A 19,047-nucleotide genomic window follows, 5' to 3' on the forward strand; every position below is an offset into this window, starting at 1 on the left:
CATCAGTGTCACGCTGAACCGTGATCACCTTAGTATCCTTGGCGACTTCCTTGCCGTCCTTATCGGTGATGGTGACCGTGACCTCAACGTCACGCTCTTCCTCTTCCGGACCCCAGTCAGTGATCTTGTCCGGAGTACCCGTGACCTGACCAGTCTTCGGATCAACCTCTAGCCCGCCAGGCAGGTTATCGACCTTAACCTCGCCACCTTCAGGAACGTTCTTCGCAGTCTCGAACGGATCAGCCGGCTTGCCCTCCGTGACAGTCACCTTATCCTTCACCACAGAAGGCGCAGTCGGAGTCTCCTCGGAGCCATTGTCGTCCTTGCCCTTTTCGTGGCCGTTAACCGGGACCTCAACGTCGACCTTGCCATCCGGAAGATCCGGATCGGTAATGGTCACCGTAATCGGACCATCAACATCCTCACCCGGAGTGACGATGACCTTGCCGTCCTCGTCAATCTTTACCGGAACGTCGTTACCGTCCTCGTCCTTAGCGGAGATCTTGGTGTCATCGTCCGGGTTGTTGACCTTGATACCAGTATCCTGCGGATCCTTGGTCGGATCAACGGGCTTCACATCGACATCAACGGTGGTCTTCTTAGTTTCTTCCCCGACCTTGAAAGGAGCCTCACCGCGGGCGACAATACGGCCCTGGGTCTTCGGGTTGCCAGACTCGTCCTTGACCGGGTCACCGTTCTCGTCGAGAACCGGAACCTGCAGAGCCTCATCGCGCATCACGACGGGGATGTCGATGGTCTTGCCGGCCTGCTTATCGTTCGGGGTGAAGGTCACAACACCAGTTGCAGGATCAACCTTGACCTGGTCTGCAGTAACGCCTTCAGGCAGCTTGCCTAGCTCGAACTTGGCCTTTTCAGGCTTGGTTTCCTTAGGATCGGTAGCCGGGTTGTCGAACTTCGGTTCGGAGGTAGCCTCCTGGCCTGCCTTCGCGTCGACCTCTTCGTAGTCAAGGTAGTCGCGAGTCACAGCGAAGGCATCCATTGCCAGAACGAGGTCGTTCGCAGGGTCTGGGTTGCCTTGAGTAACCTTCAGGCGAGCGGTGAACGTATCACCGGTCTGAGCATCCGCAGGAACGTCGAGCTCACAGCTCGGGATCTTGGTTGCGGAATCCGCCTTTTGAGTCTCACAGGTCTTGACGACCTTACCGTTCTTGTCGACCCACTCGATGTAGTAATTCAGGTCCTGTGTGATCGGCAGACCGGAAGTGTCGGTCTGAACCTTATCACCGATGTTCGCCCAGTTGTCGGTAGTGTTCTTGTCAACAACGTCAAACTTCAGAGCCTGCGGAGCAAGGACAATGTTCCAGCCGGTGTAGGCATCAGTGGTGTTACCGATGAGGGCACCGTCGCCACCGAAGAGCTGTGCGTTAGCACCAGCTTTCAGATCAGTACCGAAGCCTGGGCCTGCCCACTGGCCAAGGGACCACGGGTACAGCGTACCGATGTTGTCCGGCAGCGGCTTGCCGTCCTTGCCAAGAATGCTGACGTAGCTCCAGTGCATGTTGACATGCTTGGAGCTCGAAAGGCCGTTACTCCAATTGCCCTCACCGTGGGAGCCAGCCAGCTTGCCAAACTTGTCTGCAGGCACAAGTCCACGCGTCTTGTGGTCATAGCCATAGAGACCCTTCCACCGCAGCTGGAATTCACCGTCTGCACCGGTGGTGGTGGTCACGGTTTCTGCAATCCAGCCTTCCGGATCAGCAGCTACCTGCTCATTAATCCACTTCTGCAGGCCCTGCTCATCGGCAGGAGTCCACCCCTTGCCACGTAGCGTCTTGCCCGCAAAGTTGTCCTTCGCGTACGTCTCAATCTTGTTCACCGCGTCGTCGGTGAGGTAGGAACCGACAACCTTCAAACCAGAGGCAGGGATGTCCTTAGGATCAAAATGGCTCACCTGGTTGTGGTTCTTGGCACCCTGCAGAACGTCAAGGTTCCAGAAAGCCTGGCCCGCATAGGTTCCACCATTACCACCCGTTCCGACGCTTTCTGCCCACTTCTCCTTAGGCAGGTGCTGCGGCAGCTTGTCCTTCTGCGCATACTGGATGGTCATACCCGTGATCTTGTTGCCGCCCCAATCACCATCACCCTGAGTCGTCGGGGTGGTAGCCGTCAGCGGGAAGACACCTGCCGCTGGCTGGTGAACTAGGCGGTACTTGTCAGTCAGGTTTTCCGGAAGCTCGGTCCACACGCGGATCTTTTCACGCTTATGATCACGTTTACCCCGATCGGGGCCAGTGGTCAGACCAACAGAAGCATCCGCATCAAAGAAACGGGTCGCTCCGAGGGCATCGGTGTACGGTGCCATCTTGATGGTGAAGTTGCCGTTCTCATCAGACTCGGTGTAGTACACCGGCGACGAGTGCTGAGTGTTCTCACCCTCATACCACTGGGCGTACACTTTCACACCAGCAAGCGGCTTACCAGAGTCCTGGACGTTACCGAAACCAATCTTGGCTTCGACGATCTCCTTCACAGAGCCAGAGATCGTGCCTGTCTGGTCCGCCTGGCCAGGAGAGTGGATAGCCTTATCCTTATCGCCACCAGCTGCCGGAGCCTCAGGATCCGGCTGGTTTTCCTGCGCATTGGCAACCGCTGCGAACGGGGATGCAGGAGTAACTGCGTGGACGAAGGGGCCCACCATAGCAATAGAGAGCGCCGCGGCAGCAATCGTAGTGCCGCGACGGCGTACAGCAGTACGCTTAATTTCCTTCTTGTTCATATCAAGAAGCCCTTTCCTTAAGACTTGAAAGAACTGATCACGCTAGGGGTACGTGACCGCGCAAGGGGTGATACCGGCTTACGCAACCGAGAGCAGCTCACTTCTGTCACCTTGGAAGAAGGTCAGAGGTTCCAAGGGTCTATGAACAAACTCGTCTCTAATGTTAACTCCGTGCACGAATTAAAGAAACCGTACGGATTCCTGAAAATTTCATGAATGCAAACTTTTCGCCACTAACAGCATCAAGCACATGTTTGACCTGCTCTTTTCGCCGCGATTGCGACACGCGGTTGCGATTGTTAAATAGCTCACGTCGTCACATCCGTAACATTTTCCCCAGGAGTACACTCCTAACGGGGGTGTTTTATACAGCACGGTGACAGGTGGAGTTGTGGGAAGCGTCGCCAAGCAGGGTGTATTGAGCGCACAAATGTAGCCATAGAAACACAAACCGCCCCGCTTCCCCGTGCATGGCGCGTGCAGGCGGTTGTGTGCACGATCCAGTCTGAGAAGTGGGGCGGTTACTACATGACACCGTCACCGTGAGGCGGTGCCTGAGGTTGTGCGGATTTGGACTTGATGACGCCTTACTGGTCTTGCATGACGTCGTGGCGCACGATGGTCTGGTCGCGGCCGGGGCCGACACCAATGTAGGAGATGCGGCAGCCGGAGAGTTCCTCCAAGCGCAGGACGTAGTCCTGTGCCTTCTGCGGAAGCTCCTCGAAAGTCTGGCAACCGGTAATGTCCTCGTCCCAGGCCGGCATGGTCTCAAAAATGGGCTCGGCGTGGTGGAACTCGGACTGGGTCAGCGGCATCTCGTCGTAACGCTTGCCGTCAACGTCATAGGCCACACAGATGGGGATCTCACCGATACCGGTGAGGACATCCAGCTTGGTCAGGAAGTAATCCGTGAAGCCGTTGACGCGGGTGGCGTAGCGGGCGATCACAGAGTCGTACCAACCGCAGCGGCGCTTGCGGCCGGTGTTAACACCGATTTCGCCGCCGGTTGTCTGCAGGTACTCGCCCCACTTATCGAAAAGCTCCGTGGGGAACGGGCCTGCGCCGACGCGGGTGGTGTAGGCCTTGATGATGCCCAGGGAGGTAGTTATGCGCGTCGGACCAATGCCGGAGCCCACAGCAGCACCGCCGGCAGTCGGGTTCGAGGAGGTCACGAACGGGTAGGTGCCGTGGTCAACGTCCAGCATGGTGGCCTGGCCACCCTCCATGAGGACGTGCTTGCCCTCATCCAATGCCTGGTTCAGCTCCAGTTCGGCCTCAATGACCATCGGGCGCAGGCGCTCGCGGTAGCTCAGGAAGTACTCCACAACCTGCTCCGGCTCGATGGCCTTGCGGTTGTACATCTTCACCAGCATCTGGTTCTTAATGTCCAGGGCGGACTCGACCTTCTGGCGCAAGATGGACTCATCGAAGATGTCCTGCACGCGGATGCCGATACGGGCTACCTTGTCGGCATAAGCCGGGCCGATGCCACGGCCGGTGGTGCCAATGGCGCGCTTGCCCAGGAAGCGCTCCTGTACACGATCCAGGGTCTGGTGGTAGGGCGCCACGAGGTGGGCGTTGGCGGAAATCCGCAGGCGCGAAGCGTTGGCGCCGCGGGCTTCGAGGCCATCGATCTCGTCGAAGAGGGCCTCCAGGTTAATCACCACGCCGTTGCCCAGGACCGGGGTGGCGTTTTCAGAAAGAATTCCGGCGGGAAGGAGCTTCAGCTCGTACTTCTCGCCGCCGACCACGACGGTGTGGCCGGCATTGTTACCGCCGTTGGGCTTCACTACGTAATCGACTTTGCCGCCGAGGATGTCGGTAGCCTTGCCCTTGCCTTCATCGCCCCACTGGGCGCCGACGATGACGATCGCTGCCATGTTTGATGTCACTTCCTATTTATTGAAGTCAAATACGCACCTACTTTACCCGCCGCAGCGGTGCAGCGGTGAGTTTGTGACAAGCTCGTCAGGAATTGATGCGCCGGCACCTTCGTGGAGAGGTTCGTCCCGAACCTCGTTCAAGTCCAACTACGCGATTTCGGTGTTTGAGTTGGCACCGTCGCCCTTGTCTTTCTCTTCGATGAAGATGGTGTCATTGGTGAACATCAGCCTCGAATTGTTTGGGGTGCTGATAATGATCCCATCGTCAACGACAGCGATTTGAGCTTCAATGTCATCGATGCCGATTCGGTAGAGACCGTTGCTATCGATCTTCTTGCCGTCAGTTGGGAGGTTGTCGACACCACCCTGGCTGTACCTGGTTTCACCCTCCAGCGGTAGGAGGCTCACCACATCGAATTCCATATCTTCCGGCAGGTTGGTCTTATCGCTCTTGATAACCCAGGCTCCGCCACCGCCGTGTGCGCAGTCAATGGATTTTTCATTCGCATCGATACCGCACACCAAGTTCCAACCGTCGGCGGAAATATCGAACAGCGTTTCACCGCGGAGGTCTTCTTCATCCTTGGCCAGGTCCGCGGAGTCGGTGGGCTCTGACTTTACGTCAATGAAGAATATGTCCGAGTTCACACCGTCAAAGGAGTTCTCCATCGAAGGTGCCTCAGTGCCTGGGCGCTTGTACACCTTTCCTTCGACGCCGACAATGTCTCCTTCAGTCTTGGACTCATAGGTGTAACCCTCTCCATCCTCAGTGACCTCAAATGAGGAGGACGTGATGTACAGGGCATTCTCGTCGTAGACCCTGCCGTTGACGAAGAAGACGGGAACCTTCACGGGTTCGCCATCGACCTTGCCCTCCAACACCACGTAGCTGAGGAACTTGCAGGGGTCATACTCGTCTTCGCCGATGGTGAGGTCCTCAAATTTCTCGGTGGAGCCTTTCACGTAGGCTTCCTTGTTATCAAGGACCTTGCCAAGGTCGGTGTCCTCGAGCTCCTTCTTTTCTTCGCAGTTAGGGTGCGTGCTGGAGGAGGAAGTGCTGCTCGGTGTCGACGATGTCGTCGCGCTGGCCTTCGTAGAACTAGTCACGGACGCGGCGGCGGCCTCGGTGAAGGCGGGTTCCTCGGCTTCCGTCTGCGAACCCCCGCCGAAACTGCACGAACTCACCAACAGTCCAGCGGCGGATACAAGCGCAAGAGTTGCCATACGGGTGGACACGGTGAATACCTCCAGCTATCAGACAAAGAAAAAGTTAAGTGTTAAGAAGTTGAGAGTTGCTTTGGAGTTAAGCGTTGTAATGGAGCCTACCTAGCAGATGTGACGTGCACTACTTAGTTTCTGGAAGCGCCGTTGGTTGAGCGGCGCTGGCGCTCCTTTTTCGCGAACCTCTTCTCACGCTTCTATGCTTCTTGTATGATCTGTGCGCTTGTAGACTGCGGCGGCCATCTCACTGAGGCCCATACCGATGCCCTCGCTGAGGCTCAACAGAGCGGAATCCGCGTTGAGCACTTCCGCGTCGCCTCGGTCCCCAGCCGGCAGGAGCTGAAGGCTATTGATGCGCTGGCCAGGGACATCCTTCCGGAGGACCCCACTCCATCGCTGGATAAGATTGCCGCGCAACCGGACGTGAGCCACCTCGGTGAGCCGGGGCCAGCACCCCAAAAGCAGTACTTGCGCGAGCCTTTGCGCATCGTGGTTATTGGCAGCGATGCCGCACTCAGCGCGGTGCTGACCCGTATGATGCGCGCGGATTACCTGTGGGCCGAGGTTGGGTATGTCCCCACCGGGGAGCACTCCACGGCGGCGATGAATTGGGGCCTAAAATCGAGCGAAGCCGGCCAAGGTCGCCAGGGTCCCGGCAACCAGGGAGCAGTGATGGAGGAGGCGCTCTCCTTTGCCATGACCGCGCCCGTCAAGCCGGTGCCGCTCATCCGCAATGACGCGGGCCTCGCCGTGGCGGGCTCGGCAACGATTGCGGAATGGTCGAATGAGGAGATCACCGGGGAGATCATCGTCGACGATGCCGTGCTGCTGCGCGCAGATCGTGAGAAAGATGTCTTTGGGGCAAAGCTCGTACCAATGACGGATGCGCCGGGCATCGTGGCGGCGAAGGCAGTGACGAGCTTTGAGGCGGAGGCTGCACCGCGCCGTGGGCTGTTCGTCCGCCTGCGCAAGCCTGCCCAACCGGGGCAGCTCGACCCGGCCAGCGTCGTGCAGGGCCGGGCGGTGCAGGCAGGAGGGCCGTCGCTCAGCGTCAGCGTCGATGGAGTCCGCGCTAAGCGGCCGGTCAAGCGCGTGACGTTCTACCGCCACCTGCGGGACCTACAGATCGTGCGGCCTTAGCCTGCCTCAGTTCTTCTTTGCCTGTATCAGCTGCCCTCGCCCAGCCTTAGTTTTCCTCCCAGACCTCCGGCGGGTAGGCCGGGTGTTTGGAGGTGGGCACGAGTTGTGCCACGGCCGACTCCCGCGACATGCCACACACCATGAGTAGGTCCACGATGATGGAGCGCGTCTGGGCGAGCACGGCATAAGCGGAGAGCACCGCCTCCTCGCCGGCAACCTCCATCGAACAGCGCGCCCCCAGCTGGCGCAGGCGGTTGACTATCTCCGGAATGGCTTGCGCCTCATCCACGCGGCGCTCACGTGCGGTTTGGTGGGTATAGAGGTCGGAGAGTTCCATCGTGATTTCAGCAAGTTCGTCGATGATCTCAACTTGCTCGGGGGTGGCTTGGTCGCCGTCTTCGGCGAGTACAAGCGCCCGACGCGAAAGCACGCGGGTGCCGCGGACCACGTTGTCGACGGGCGTGAGGATGCGTTCCAGGGAGCGAACCGTGCGCTGCGAGCTCCACAGGAACGGTGACAGGCGTGCGGTTTCCGCACCGCCCTTGGTGGCGTTGAGCATGTTGTTGATGTCATCCTGCGTGCCGCGCACCGCGTCGCGTGCTTCCGTGATGGTCTCAGGATCGTTTTCTTCCAGCCCCTTGGCCACGTCGGAGAGGACCAAGGAGGTAATGCCCAGGACCTTCGAGACTTCCGAGCGCCCCGCACGCAGGGGCGAGGAAGGAATCAGCACGATCATCGTGAGGCCAATGACCGCGCCGATAATGGCGTCAATGGCACGGGAGATGCCGCCCATTTCTTCCGGGGGAAGAATGGTGGCGATGAGGATGGCGGCAATAACGATTTGGTTGCTCACCAGCTGCGAACTAGTGAAGAAAGAACCGATAATCAGGGCCAACCCGATGATGATGGTCATGTGGATGGGGCCGGTCCCGAGGGCGTCGACAAGCAGCGTGCCCACCAAGACTCCTACAACACCGCCGAGGGCCATGTCCACGGCGCGCTTGAGACGGTCCCTGCCCGATAAGCCGAGGATGATGATGACGGCCATCGGGGCAAAGAAGGGCTGCGCATGGCCGAAGAAATCGTGCGCAACATAGAAGGCCAAACCCGCGCCTATCGTGCACTGGAGCATGAACACGAGCCGGTTGCGGATGCGTGTGAGGCGCGCCTTGAGGGACTTATCCACCAACCGCAGCTGCTCGCGGGTGGTCTTGCGAACACGCTTGACGGTACTCGACGAACTCGACGATGACTCTTGCGCTTCCATGACTCCGGTATTTTACGCGTTCTGGCGGCGGGTTTGGACGAACAAAGCCACCCCACGAGATTGAGGGGTGGCTTGTTGGGATGGCGCGACGCCGCTTAGCGCCGGTGGGTGCTCAGCGCCGGCATCCGGCTGGTGTGGGTTTACTTGGAAACGGTCTTGCCCACGGAGTGCAGGTCCTGGCAGGCCTCAACTACGCGGTCGGCCATGCCCTGCTCCGCCTTCTTGAGGTAGGAGCGCGGGTCGTAGACCTTCTTGTTGCCTACCTCGCCGTCGATCTTGAAGACGCCATCGTAGTTGGCGAACATGTGGCGAGCGACCGGGTTGGTGAAGGCGTACTGGGTATCGGTGTCAACGTTCATCTTGATGACGCCGTAGCGCAGTGCCTCCTCGATCTTCTCCTTCTCGGAGCCGGAGCCGCCGTGGAAGACGAAGTCGAAGGGCTGGGAGCCTTCAGCCAGGCCGAGCTTCTTCACAGCAACCTTCTGGCCCTCGTCGAGGACCTCCGGGCGCAGCTTCACGTTGCCCGGCTTGTACACGCCGTGGACGTTGCCGAAGGTAGCGGCCAGCAGGTAGCGACCCTTCTCACCGGTACCGAGGGCATCGACGGTCTTCTCAAAGTCCTCCGGGGAGGTGTAGAGGTTAGCGCCGGCCTTAGCCTCAACGCCATCCTCTTCGCCGCCGACGACGCCAATCTCAACCTCAAGGATGATGTTGGCGTTGTGGGCCTTCTCGAGGAGCTCCTGTGCGATCACGAGGTTCTCATCGATCGGGATAGCGGAGCCATCCCACATGTGGGACTGGAAGAGCGGCAACTCGCCGCGGTCAACGCGCTCCTGGGAGAAGGCGATCAGCGGACGCACGTACTCATCCAGAACTTCCTTCTGGCAGTGGTCAGTGTGCAGCGCAACGTTAATGCCGTAGTGCTGTGCAGCCTCGTGAGCGAAGGCAGCCAGTGCCTTGGCGCCGGCAACCTTGTTCTTCACGGACAGGCCGGAACCGAACTCGGCGCCGCCGGTGGAGAACTGGATGATGCCGTCGGACTCAGCCTCGGCGAAGCCGCGGAGAGCGGCGTTGATGGTTTCGGAGGAGGTGCAGTTAATTGCCGGGAATGCGAAGCCGCCCTTCTTGGCGGTATCCAGCATCTGGTTATAAACCTCAGGGGTTGCAATAGGCATGAAATTCCATCCTTTGGAGTTGCTGTGCAGTAAGCCGTGCCGTCCCACGTCCAGCGAAACAACACGTTCCAACATCCAAGTATGCCTGTAGTTGTGGTTTTCCGCCGCGAGATGCGATGTGACCTCACTTAAACGCTGCTTCGCGGGGACGGTAAGCCCCCGCCTATCTGGGGAAACGCTGCTATTTCTTGGATTCTGACTTGTACTTCACAATCCGGGTGCAGGCCTCCAACAACATCCAACCGGACAACTGAACGGACAAATCGCGCTCAGCCACGCGGATAATGCCCATCTTCTGGCTCAGTGATGAGGGGCCGAAACCGTAGTTGTGAGGCAGCTTCGCATCTGCGGTCCAATCGGAGCCGAAGATGGGCAAACCATCTACTTCGAGGCGGTGTTCCCACACGGATTCCGCCGAGGCCGTCACGAGGCGGGCAGCCAGTTTCTTGGTTGCGCGGTTGGCCGGAGAATCGCCCGGCAAGCGCACCGCTACGTCCGCGAGGTAACGGGCAAGGATGCCTTTGAACAGGCCGCCGTCGCCGTCGCCAGTCTGCCAATCGATGACGCCCGTGTACGTTGCCATGCCCGTGGCTACCGCTTGGACCAAGCCGCGGATGCGGGTGGTGTAGTCCATCATGTCTGCGGCGAGTTCGGCCTCGTGGACAGAATCGATGTCCTCCACGGAGCGCAGGCCGGTCTTCTCCCGCAGCGCCAGCACGATTTCCAGGCAGGCGCCGAGCACCACGCCCTGGCAGTAGGGGTGGATGGCGCGGACGACCTCGCGGCCATCCATGCGCATGCGGATGCCATCCATGACGAAGCCATCGTCATCGATGAGGTGGTCATAGATCCAGTCCACGATGTGGCGAGCTTCCTCAACCCGGCCCATGCGAGCCAGCATGATGGCGCCCGGCCCGTTGGAGGGGACGTTAAGGAAGGTCTCGCCCTCACGCCAGGGCAGCACGCCTACCTGCGAGTCGATACCATCGCGGATGTTGTGCTGCAGGCTGCTCAGCTTCTTGTGGGGGCGCATCTTCTTAAGCTCGCCAGCGCGGGCGATGGCCAGGGCCATCCAGGCCTTGTCGTCGTAGTAGCGGTTCTTCGTCAGTGGCTGGAGGTTGCGCACGTGGACGCCGCGGATGGTGTTGGCGATGAGCGTGCGGCGCGCCTTGGTGTTCTTGCGCAGGGCGGCGTCGACAAGACAGTCCAGGTAGTGTGCCTGCCACCAGTAATGCCAGTGGACGAAGAGTGATTCCTTGGTGGTGGGTGGCCAACTCACCACGGCAAGGTTGGTTCGGGGCAAGCCCCACACGGCTTGCGCGTGGCGCTCATTGATGGCTGTTTCCGCAAGGTCGGCGCGGTGGGACCATTTCTCTAACACTTTTGTCTCATCATTCTCACAATGTGAATTCGTTACCTAGATGTAAACACAGTGCGCGGGATCTCACCAAGCTTTTGATAAATCCGCATGCTGCCGAATCCATGCATGCATGGCAATGCCCGCGGCCACGCCCGCGTTGATGGAGCGAGTAGAACCAAATTGCGCGATGGAGCACGTCATTACTGCTGCATCCTGGGCCTCCGGGCTAACCCCCGGGCCTTCCTGCCCGAAGAGGAGCAAGCAGCGCTCGGGCAGCTCCGCGGTTTCTAGGGGCACACACCCGGGGGTGTTATCGATGGCCACGACGGTCAGGTCTTGGTCCGCCGCCCAGGCCATCAACTCGTTCACGTCCGCATGGTGCATGAGGTGTTGGTACCTGTCGGTGACCATGGCACCGCGCCGGTTCCAGCGGCGCCGGCCCACGATGTGGACGGTGTCGACGGCAAAGGCGTTGGCGGTGCGCACCACCGTGCCGATGTTGGCATCGTTCTCGAAATTCTCGATGGCGATGTGCAGGGCATGTCGGCGGGTGTCGATATCCTCCCGGATCGCCTCGCGCGTCCAGTAGCGGTAGGCGTCGACGACATTGCGGCGGTCCCCCTCCGCGAGAAGCTCAGGATCGTATTTCTCCGCTTCGGGGCCTTCGGGCAGCGGGCCTTCCCAGGGGCCGACGCCGTGGCGGCCCTCATTCCATTCGGTGGGACCTTTGGCCTCCGCCTCTTCCTCGGGATTAGGCAAGGTCAAGGTCCTCGAGGCCCAGCAGGTAACGGTATTCCAAGCCCTCGGCGGCGATGGCTGCGCCGGCGTCGGTGTTGCGGTCCACCACGGTGGCCACGCCGACGACCTCGGCGCCGGCCTTGCGCAGCGCCTTCACGGCGGTCAGTGGGGAGTTACCGGTCGTGGTGGTGTCCTCCACAACGAGCACCTTCTGGCCGTCGACGTTGAAGCCCTCAATCTGGCGCTGCATACCGTGCTTCTTGGCTTCCTTGCGGACAACGAAGGCGTCGATGTCGCGGCCATCGGCGTGCATGATGGACAGCGCGACTGGGTCCGCGCCCATGGTCAGGCCACCGGCGGCGGCGTAGTCCCAGTCGGCGGTGAGCTCGCGGAGCAGCGAGCCGATGAGGCGCGAGGCCTCGTGCTGCAGGGTGGCGCGGCGCAGGTCCACGTAGTAGTCGGCCTCCTTGCCGGAGGACAACGTGACCTTGCCGTGGACGACGGCCAGCTCCTTCACCAGTTCTGCTAGACGTTGCTTCTTCTGCTGATCCAGGCTCATCGCTCGCTCCTTAAAATCTGTGGCTGTTTGGCCTTCAAAAATCCGCCCTGTAGTTTACCCTCTTCCCGCACGGTTGCCCGCGACTAGTGCTGGTGCCCGGCTGCGGCACCTGGCGGCGACACTTGGCTGTGGTGGCGGGCTGGCGGGCCTAGTCGAAGATGGACGAGCCACCGTCGAAGCGGCGCGGCAGGCGGGCCTGGTTGTCCTCCGGGGTGGGGGGTTCGCGGCCATCGGCAATCGCATCCACTTCATCCGCGCCCAGGCTGGAGTGGTCAATGGTGCCGCGCGCCTCGCTGGTGCTGCGGCTCGGCATGACAACCGGTTCGGTAGGGCGCTGGATGGTGGGCGCATCGTGGGAATCATCGCGGTCCGGGACAGCGGTAGGCCCGGTAGGTTCGGGCTGTGGGGGCTGCGGGATGTCGCGGCTCGGGTCGAGTTCATCGACGCGCAGGACCTGTGTCGCCTCAGAGCGCGGTGGAAGGACGCGGGCGGCATCAGCCAGCAGGGCTAGCGGTTCCAGCAACTCTTCCCACTCCGCGCTGCGGGCGTGCTTGGTGGTTTGGGCAAGAACCCACTCCCCTTCCATCCACACCGCGGTCACTGCGGTGGGTAGGCGGTGTAGCGCCGCGCTGACGCGGGGATCGATAAGACGCTGGCCCACGCCGGCATCGGAGGCAAAGACTTCAAACCCTTCCTCCTCACGCACGTACACGAGATCCTCGGACGAGTTGTCCACTGTCTCCCCTGCCCGGCGGAAATCCACCACGATGTCCGAGGCCGCACCGGTGCGCATGGCCATAACCGGGATAGTTCCCATATCGAAAAGGAGGGTCTCGTGGCCGCGGAAGTTTCCGGCCACGATGTCCCTGGGCTCCTGGCCGCGGGCGGCCGCGCCGCGGCTCCACTCATCCGCCAGGTAGGAATCATGCTTGGCGTACTCCCAGCCGCGCTGCTGGCCAAAGGCCTTGCGCTCGCGGCGGGCGCTGCCCGGCACGAAGTACTTGGCGCGCTCCGCACGCTCCGCGAAGCTGGGCGCTGCAGCCTGCGGTTCGGTGAAATCCTCGGGCTCAGCAACGGGTTCGTCGGAAGGTTCGGGGTTGTGCTCGACAACGGGTTCCGGCTCTGCGGTGAACTCTGGTTCCTGAACGACCTCGGGCTCCGGGTTGGAGGCGACGGGCTCGGCGTCGTGCGTTGCGTCGGCAGCGGCGGAATCAGCAACGCCGTCGGCGACGGATTCAGGCGCGGCGGTGTCGACTGCCGCGTCGTCAGCCGTATCGGCAACGGCGTTGTCAGCGGGGTCGCCGGCAGAGAGAGCGGCGCGCTGGCGCTGGTCCAGCCAGAGCACGATGAGGCCAGCCGCGAGCGCGACGGCGGCGAGGGATAAGAGTACGAAAGGCATCACTGATCGACTCTAATCGCCCGGCGCGCCCGATCCGCGCTGACGCGCTGGTCACGCACAGGTTTGGGCGCGCACAACTGGGTGGCGGGTGCGACTGTTAGACGTGCTCGCGGTCGCCGCGTTCCACTGGGTTCTTCGGGTTGGCTGACCACTGCGACCAGCCACCCACGAAGTGGCGCAGGCCGGTAAAGCCCACGTACTCCAGCACGGCGATGGTGAGTGCGGAGTGGTTGCCGGAGCCGGAGTAGATGATGGCGCCGTCCACGTTCTCCTTGGTCACGCCGTGGTCGTCGAGGATCTCCAGGATCTCCTCCTTGGACTTCCACACGGTGATGTCCTCCGTGTGGAAGAGGCGCTCCGGAAGGTTAACCGCGCCTGGGATGTGGCCGGCCTTCAAGTCGAGGTTCTCGCGGCGGCCGGCGAAGCGGTTGCGCGTGCGAACGTCGAGAAGCAGGCCCTCGTGTTCCTTGACCTCATCGATGGTGACCGTGGGCATCGACCCCGGCGTCACTTTAAGGTTTGAGGTCATGCCCAGGTTGCCCGGGCCGGTGAGCGTGGGCATCGCCTGGGCGCGCCAGTTGGACAGGCCACCGTCGAGAATGCGGACGTTGCGGATGCCCGCCCAACGCAGTGTCCACCACGCGCGGCCGGCAAAGAGTCCGCGGCCCTCGTCGTAGACCACGACTTCGCTATCCTCACGCAGGCCCCAGTGATCGATCCACTCTTGAATCTTCTCGGGCTTTGGGAGGGGGTTGCGCCCGGCCTTGGAGCCGGGCAGGCCCACGAAGGCGGAGGCGGCGTCGGCATACTGGGCGGTCGGAATGTGCAGGGAGGAAAACTGATTGAAGGCCTCGCCTTCCCCTGGTGCCCAGAGGGAGGCAAGGATGGTTGTCTTGTCACCGCGGTAAATCTTCTCACTTAGCTCGTGAGGGGAGACCAAAATGCTCATGTCCCAGATCATAGGGGCATGAGCGGGTGGTGGCGACCGGTGAGCGCGGTGAGCGCGGTGAGCACTAATCGTGCTCACCGGTTTAGGCGGATTAAGCTGTGCGGGCAGCTAGCTCGAGGTGCTCGCCACCGTCGGCGACGTCGACGTGCACGGTATCGCCGTCCACGATGTCACCGGCCAGCAGCTTCTTGGCCAGCTGGTCACCGATGGCCTGCTGGATCAGGCGGCGCAGCGGGCGGGCACCGTAGGCCGGGTCATAGCCGCGCTCGGCCAGCCACAGCTTGGCGGCGTCGGAGACCTGCAGCGTCAGGCGGCGGCCGGACAGGCGCTCGGCCAGGCCCTTGAGCTGGATGTCCACGATGCCAGAGAGCAGATCCGAGGTGAGCGGCTCGAACATCACGACATCATCGAGGCGGTTGATGAACTCCGGCTTGAAGCTGCGCTTGACCGCCTCCATGACCTCTTCCTTGGTACCGCCGGCACCCAGGTTCGAGGTCAGGATGATGACCGTGTTGCGGAAATCCACGGTGCGGCCCTGGCCATCGGTCAGGCGGCCCTCATCGAGCACCTGGAGCAGCACGTCGAAGACATCCGGGTGGGCCTTCTCGACTTCGTCGAAAAGCACCAGCGTGTACGGGCGGCGACGAACCGCCTCCGTGAGCTGGCCGCCGGCGTCGTAGCCCACGTATCCCGGAGGGGCACCGACGAGGCGGGCGACGGAGTGCTTCTCACCGAACTCGGACATGTCGATGCGGACCATCGCGGATTCATCGTCGAAGAGGAAGTCCGCCAGAGCCTTTGCCAGCTCCGTCTTACCTACGCCGGTCGGGCCGAGGAAGAGGAAGGAACCGGTCGGACGGTTCGGGTCAGCCACACCGGCACGCGCGCGACGAACGGCGTCGGACACCGCGGTGACGGCTTCCTTCTGGCCTACCACGCGCTCACCCAACACAGATTCCATGTTGAGCAGCTTCTCAGTCTCTCCCTGCAGCATCTTGCCGGCCGGGATGCCGGTCCAGGCGGAGACGACCTCCGCGATGGTGTCCGGGGTGACCTCCTCGCTGAGCATGGTGTTGTGCTGCTGCGCGGCCTTCTCCTCGGCGGCAGCCAGGTCCTTCTCCAGCGGCGGAATCTTGCCGTAGTTGATCTCGGAGGCCAGGGCTAGGTCACCATCGCGCTCCGCAATCTCTGCCTGGCGGCGCAGATCCTCCAGCTGTTCCTTGATGGTCTGCACGTCATCGATGGCCTTCTTCTCATTGGCCCAGCGGGCCTTGAGCTCACCGAGCTTTTCGCGCTCATCCGCCAGCTCCTGCTGGAGGGCGGTCAGGCGGTCCTTCGAGGCGGCGTCCGACTCCTTCTTCAGAGCCAGCTCCTCAATTTCGAGGCGGCGCACGATGCGCTCCAGCTCATCAATCTCCTGCGGGGAGGAGTCAATCTCCATGCGCAGGCGGGAGCCAGCCTCATCGACTAGGTCGATGGCCTTATCCGGCAGGAAGCGGTTGGTGATGTAGCGGTGCGAGAGCTCCGCGGCAGACACCAAGGCCGAGTCCTGGATGCGCACACCGTGGTGCACCTCGTAGCGCTCCTTGAGGCCACGGAGGATACCGATGGTGTCCTCGACGGAAGGCTCAGCGGCGTAGACCTGCTGGAAACGGCGCTCCAAGGCGGCGTCCTTCTCGATGTACTTGCGGTACTCGTCGAGGGTGGTAGCGCCAACCAAGCGGAGCTCGCCGCGGGCCAGCATAGGCTTAATCATGTTGCCGGCGTCCATCGAGCCTTCGCCCGATGCACCGGCACCCACGATGGTGTGCAGCTCATCGATGAAGGTGATGATCTGTCCATCGGAAGCCTTAATCTCATCGAGGACGGCCTTGAGGCGCTCCTCGAACTCGCCGCGGTACTTCGCGCCGGCGACCATGGAGCCAAGGTCCAGGCTCAGCAGTGTCTTGCCCTTGAGGGATTCCGGGACGTCACCGGCCACAATGCGGCGGGCCAAGCCCTCCACGATGGCGGTCTTACCCACGCCGGGCTCACCGATGAGCACCGGGTTATTCTTCGTGCGGCGGCTGAGCACCTGGACCACGCGGCGGATCTCCTGATCGCGGCCGATCACCGGGTCAATCTTGCCCTCGCGGGCACGGGCGGTGAGGTCCGTGGCGTACTTCTCCAGGGCCTGGAACTGTTCCTCGGGGTTCTCCGAGGTCACCTTGGCCGCACCGCGCACGGAGGGGAAAGCGCCCTTGAGCGCGTCGTAGGTAGCGCCGCGGGAGGTCAACAGTTCGGCGGCATCCGACTTGGAGCCCGCAATAGCCGCGAGCAGGACCTCGGTGGAGACGTACTCATCGCCGAGCTCACCGGCCAGCTCCTGGGCGCGGGTGAGGACGTTGAGGGCGTCGCGGTTAAAGTTCGGGTTCGCCATGTTGGCGCCCTCGGCCTTCGGGAGGGCGTCGATAAGCTGGCGCGCCTCCTTCAACACCGTCTCCGGGTCCACACCGGTGGCCTTGAGCACCGGGGCGGCAATGCCGTCCTTCTGCTCGAGGATGGCTGCTAAGAGGTGTGCCGGGCGGATGTCCGGGTTACCGTTGGCGGAGGCCGTCTGCAGCGCTTGCTGCAGGGCCTCCTGAGTTTTAGTGGTGGGGTTAAAAGAACTCATTGTTGTGTTTCTCCGTTTCTACTATTTATCCAAACCTCCCTGCGGCTACGGCAGGGAAGGAAGCTTCACTGTCTATAACGCTACAGAACTTGAGTCTGTTCCACTCAACTAGAACTTTTTTAAATCTTTCACCCCGCCGGATTGAGCGCGGGACGCTCAAGTCTACGGTGTGCGTCTTTACACCACTTAGGTCATGGGCGGGTAAGCAACGCCATTCTTGGCACTGCCATCTGGTGGTTTTCTGCGGTGGGGTGGGATTGTTGCGCACTAAAATGCGCCTACGTCCGGAGGGCGTTCCGCACAAGGCATCTGGCAAACGGCATCTTTGGGTCTAAAAACGCCATCTGCCATGCGTAAATGGCGTTTTTGGCCGTGAAAACGCCTTATGACTGATGCCTTTTGCCAGACGCCTTTTGGCGGATGCCTCCAGCACGCCGATGGAGGTACGCAGACGTTGCGCTGTGTGGTTTTCTGCGCGGCGCGGATTGCTGTGGATTGCCCGCGGTGCCAGTGGGCGGGGCTAGGGGTTAGCTACTGCCGCTTCCTGGGGAAGGCCGTACTTAAACGATGCTAGGACGACGGCCGCCACGGAGTAGTAGAGCGACCACTTCTCGTCGAGGTCGATGTTGCGGAATTCACCTACCGAGGCCAGGTGGCACATGCCGTCGGCCCCGCCCCACAGGATGAAGTTCTTAATGTAGACCAGGCGGTCTTCCGGCTCGTGCCCGGCTTCCCGCAGGGCCTCACGGGCAAAACGCATCAGCAGCGCGAAGGACTCGCTCATCTGCGTCTGTTCCTCGCCGTCCTCACTCAGCGGGACCACGGAGCCAGACGCTGCACCGATGCAGGCGCTGTAGCGCTCTGGATGCTCCACCGCGTAATGAAAATAGGCCACCGCCACGCACAGGAGCTTATCGACGGCCGAGGCCCCCTCCGGCAGCCGCTCCAAAAGGTAGAGGATGCCGTCCACGAGTTCACGGTCGGTCTCCTGCTCGACGGTTTCACGTAGAACGAAGTCATTGTCCGCCAGAGAGGCGACGAAAACATCAGAAACACCGAAGTATTCGGCGACGTTCTCGATGGTCACCGACTGCATGCCAACCCACGCCGCCAGCTGGATGGCGCGCTCCACGACGGCTGCGCGGGCCTGCTCCGCGGGAAGCTCTGTCAGATCCTCGATGGCGGTAATATCCAGGGAAAGGTCCCGGTCCGGCGTGAAGCCACTCAGCAGTGCGCGGTACTCCTGCATCGGGTGGCGCAGATCGGGAAGCTCCAACGTCTCGGCCGTCATGAACAGGGTTCCAATGAGCGCCTTGCACACCTCGCGCAGGTTGAAGCGCCGCACCACCGAATGCTGGTGCCGCAGCACGCCAAGGACGCTCAAGTGGGCCATGCCGTGGACGGTGGCCCAGCTAGCAACGCTCAACTTTGCCAAGGTCTGGGGGCACACATCCGGCCCGACCTCAAGCTGTGCATCGTCCGCGATGAGCGCGATGTTGTCATAAATCAGATCCAGCGCGCGGTTGCCCGATCTGTTTCCCTGCAGGAGGGACTGCCACTCATCCTCAAAGACGCAGCCCTTCTGCTCAAACAGGTAGCGAAAAAGCTCCGGTTCGCGCTCGGCGTACTCATAGTAGGCCTCCGTGAAGGTGGTCAGCTTGGTAAAAAGATCGGCGTAGCCAGGAGCGGCGTCGAGCGTCTCCTCCAAAAACTTGACCTTGCGCTCGGAGGCATAGCCCGGGATGGCGGCAACGATCTGCTCACGATCCGAGAATTCCGCGCGAACCTCGGCGGGAGTAACCTCCGCGAGCCTCGCCACCGACTCCACGGTAATTGCCTCATCACCCTGCGCGGCGCCAATGTGAAGAGCAGACTCGAGGATGACCTCACGAGGTGAGTCTTCATAAAGAAAATACATATGGATTCCTAAGCCTGCGCACACTGAAGGAAAGAAAAAAGAGAGGCT

At 61.4% G+C, this 19,047-nt stretch carries 13 protein-coding genes; 1 reads left to right on the forward strand and 12 read right to left on the reverse strand.

All coding sequences use genetic code 11. The features are described from left to right. From HMPREF2993_RS12420 to HMPREF2993_RS12430, 3 genes are all read right to left on the reverse strand, one after another. Nucleotides 1-2,737: Rib/alpha-like domain-containing protein (locus HMPREF2993_RS12420; RefSeq protein ID WP_168166780.1), on the reverse strand; the 2,737-nt coding region annotated here is incomplete at its 3' end. Nucleotides 2,738-3,324: 587 nt separating this feature from the next. Further along, on the reverse strand, nt 3,325-4,617 hold the full coding sequence (locus tag HMPREF2993_RS12425; RefSeq protein ID WP_070702627.1) for an adenylosuccinate synthase: 1,293 nt from the start codon (nt 4,615-4,617) through the stop codon (nt 3,325-3,327). A gap of 150 nt (nt 4,618-4,767) precedes the next feature. Next, nucleotides 4,768-5,856, reverse strand: coding sequence for a hypothetical protein (locus HMPREF2993_RS12430; protein ID WP_070702629.1), 1,089 nt, complete (start codon nt 5,854-5,856; stop codon nt 4,768-4,770). 195 nt (nt 5,857-6,051) lie between these two features. Between HMPREF2993_RS12430 and HMPREF2993_RS12435 the strand changes: the two genes are divergently transcribed. Beyond that, the gene (locus tag HMPREF2993_RS12435; RefSeq protein ID WP_070702738.1) at nt 6,052-6,981 is read left to right on the forward strand and encodes a hypothetical protein; all 930 of its coding nucleotides are present in this window, start codon (nt 6,052-6,054) and stop codon (nt 6,979-6,981) included. A gap of 46 nt (nt 6,982-7,027) precedes the next feature. On the opposite strand, the gene HMPREF2993_RS12440 is transcribed toward HMPREF2993_RS12435, so the two are convergent. From HMPREF2993_RS12440 to HMPREF2993_RS12480, 9 genes are all read right to left on the reverse strand, one after another. Beyond that, entirely contained in the window at nt 7,028-8,248 is a 1,221-nt protein-coding gene (locus tag HMPREF2993_RS12440; protein ID WP_070702631.1) for an FUSC family protein, read from the reverse strand. Between the two features lie 140 nt (nt 8,249-8,388). Beyond that, a complete protein-coding gene (gene fbaA, locus HMPREF2993_RS12445) occupies nt 8,389-9,423 on the reverse strand; it encodes a class II fructose-bisphosphate aldolase (protein ID WP_070509842.1) in 1,035 nt (344 codons plus the stop codon). 181 nt (nt 9,424-9,604) lie between these two features. After that, nucleotides 9,605-10,804: a glycoside hydrolase family 76 protein gene (locus tag HMPREF2993_RS12450; protein WP_070682384.1), complete on the reverse strand. Its 1,200-nt coding sequence runs from the start codon at nt 10,802-10,804 to the stop codon at nt 9,605-9,607. Between the two features lie 63 nt (nt 10,805-10,867). Further along, a complete protein-coding gene (locus tag HMPREF2993_RS12455; protein WP_070702740.1) occupies nt 10,868-11,542 on the reverse strand; it encodes a TrmH family RNA methyltransferase in 675 nt (224 codons plus the stop codon). Continuing rightward, the gene (gene pyrE, locus HMPREF2993_RS12460) at nt 11,535-12,080 is read right to left on the reverse strand and encodes an orotate phosphoribosyltransferase (RefSeq protein WP_070702633.1); all 546 of its coding nucleotides are present in this window, start codon (nt 12,078-12,080) and stop codon (nt 11,535-11,537) included. Before pyrE ends, HMPREF2993_RS12455 begins: the two co-directional genes overlap by 8 nt. Nucleotides 12,081-12,228: 148 nt before the next feature. Continuing rightward, a complete protein-coding gene (locus HMPREF2993_RS12465) occupies nt 12,229-13,479 on the reverse strand; it encodes a type III secretion system chaperone family protein (protein ID WP_070702635.1) in 1,251 nt (416 codons plus the stop codon). 97 nt (nt 13,480-13,576) lie between these two features. Next, nucleotides 13,577-14,428 (reverse strand): sulfurtransferase, encoded by an 852-nt coding sequence (locus tag HMPREF2993_RS12470; RefSeq protein ID WP_070702638.1) that lies wholly within the window; start codon nt 14,426-14,428, stop codon nt 13,577-13,579. 91 nt (nt 14,429-14,519) lie between these two features. Next, nucleotides 14,520-17,081 carry an ATP-dependent chaperone ClpB gene (clpB, locus tag HMPREF2993_RS12475; RefSeq protein ID WP_070702643.1) on the reverse strand — a complete coding sequence of 854 codons (2,562 nt, stop codon included), beginning with the start codon at nt 17,079-17,081 and terminating at the stop codon, nt 14,520-14,522. Nucleotides 17,082-17,601: 520 nt separating this feature from the next. Then, complete coding sequence (locus HMPREF2993_RS12480; RefSeq protein ID WP_070702645.1) at nt 17,602-18,999, reverse strand: TetR/AcrR family transcriptional regulator; 1,398 nt, start codon at nt 18,997-18,999, stop codon at nt 17,602-17,604. Between the last annotated feature and the right edge of the window lie 48 nt (nt 19,000-19,047).

Source organism: Corynebacterium sp. HMSC068G04, from assembly GCF_001814885.1.
GTDB classification, from domain to species: domain Bacteria; phylum Actinomycetota; class Actinomycetes; order Mycobacteriales; family Mycobacteriaceae; genus Corynebacterium; species Corynebacterium hiratae.

Coding starts and splice junctions, on each gene's coding strand:
- HMPREF2993_RS12480 (WP_070702645.1), bottom strand. CDS start 18,999: ATGTATTTTCTTTATGAAGACTCACCTCGTGAGGTCATCCTCGAGTCT.
- HMPREF2993_RS12425 (WP_070702627.1), bottom strand. CDS start 4,617: ATGGCAGCGATCGTCATCGTCGGCGCCCAGTGGGGCGATGAAGGCAAG.
- HMPREF2993_RS12465 (WP_070702635.1), bottom strand. CDS start 13,479: ATGCCTTTCGTACTCTTATCCCTCGCCGCCGTCGCGCTCGCGGCTGGC.
- fbaA (WP_070509842.1), bottom strand. CDS start 9,423: ATGCCTATTGCAACCCCTGAGGTTTATAACCAGATGCTGGATACCGCC.
- clpB (WP_070702643.1), bottom strand. CDS start 17,081: ATGAGTTCTTTTAACCCCACCACTAAAACTCAGGAGGCCCTGCAGCAA.
- pyrE (WP_070702633.1), bottom strand. CDS start 12,080: ATGAGCCTGGATCAGCAGAAGAAGCAACGTCTAGCAGAACTGGTGAAG.
- HMPREF2993_RS12440 (WP_070702631.1), bottom strand. CDS start 8,248: ATGGAAGCGCAAGAGTCATCGTCGAGTTCGTCGAGTACCGTCAAGCGT.
- HMPREF2993_RS12470 (WP_070702638.1), bottom strand. CDS start 14,428: ATGAGCATTTTGGTCTCCCCTCACGAGCTAAGTGAGAAGATTTACCGC.
- HMPREF2993_RS12435 (WP_070702738.1), top strand. CDS start 6,052: ATGATCTGTGCGCTTGTAGACTGCGGCGGCCATCTCACTGAGGCCCAT.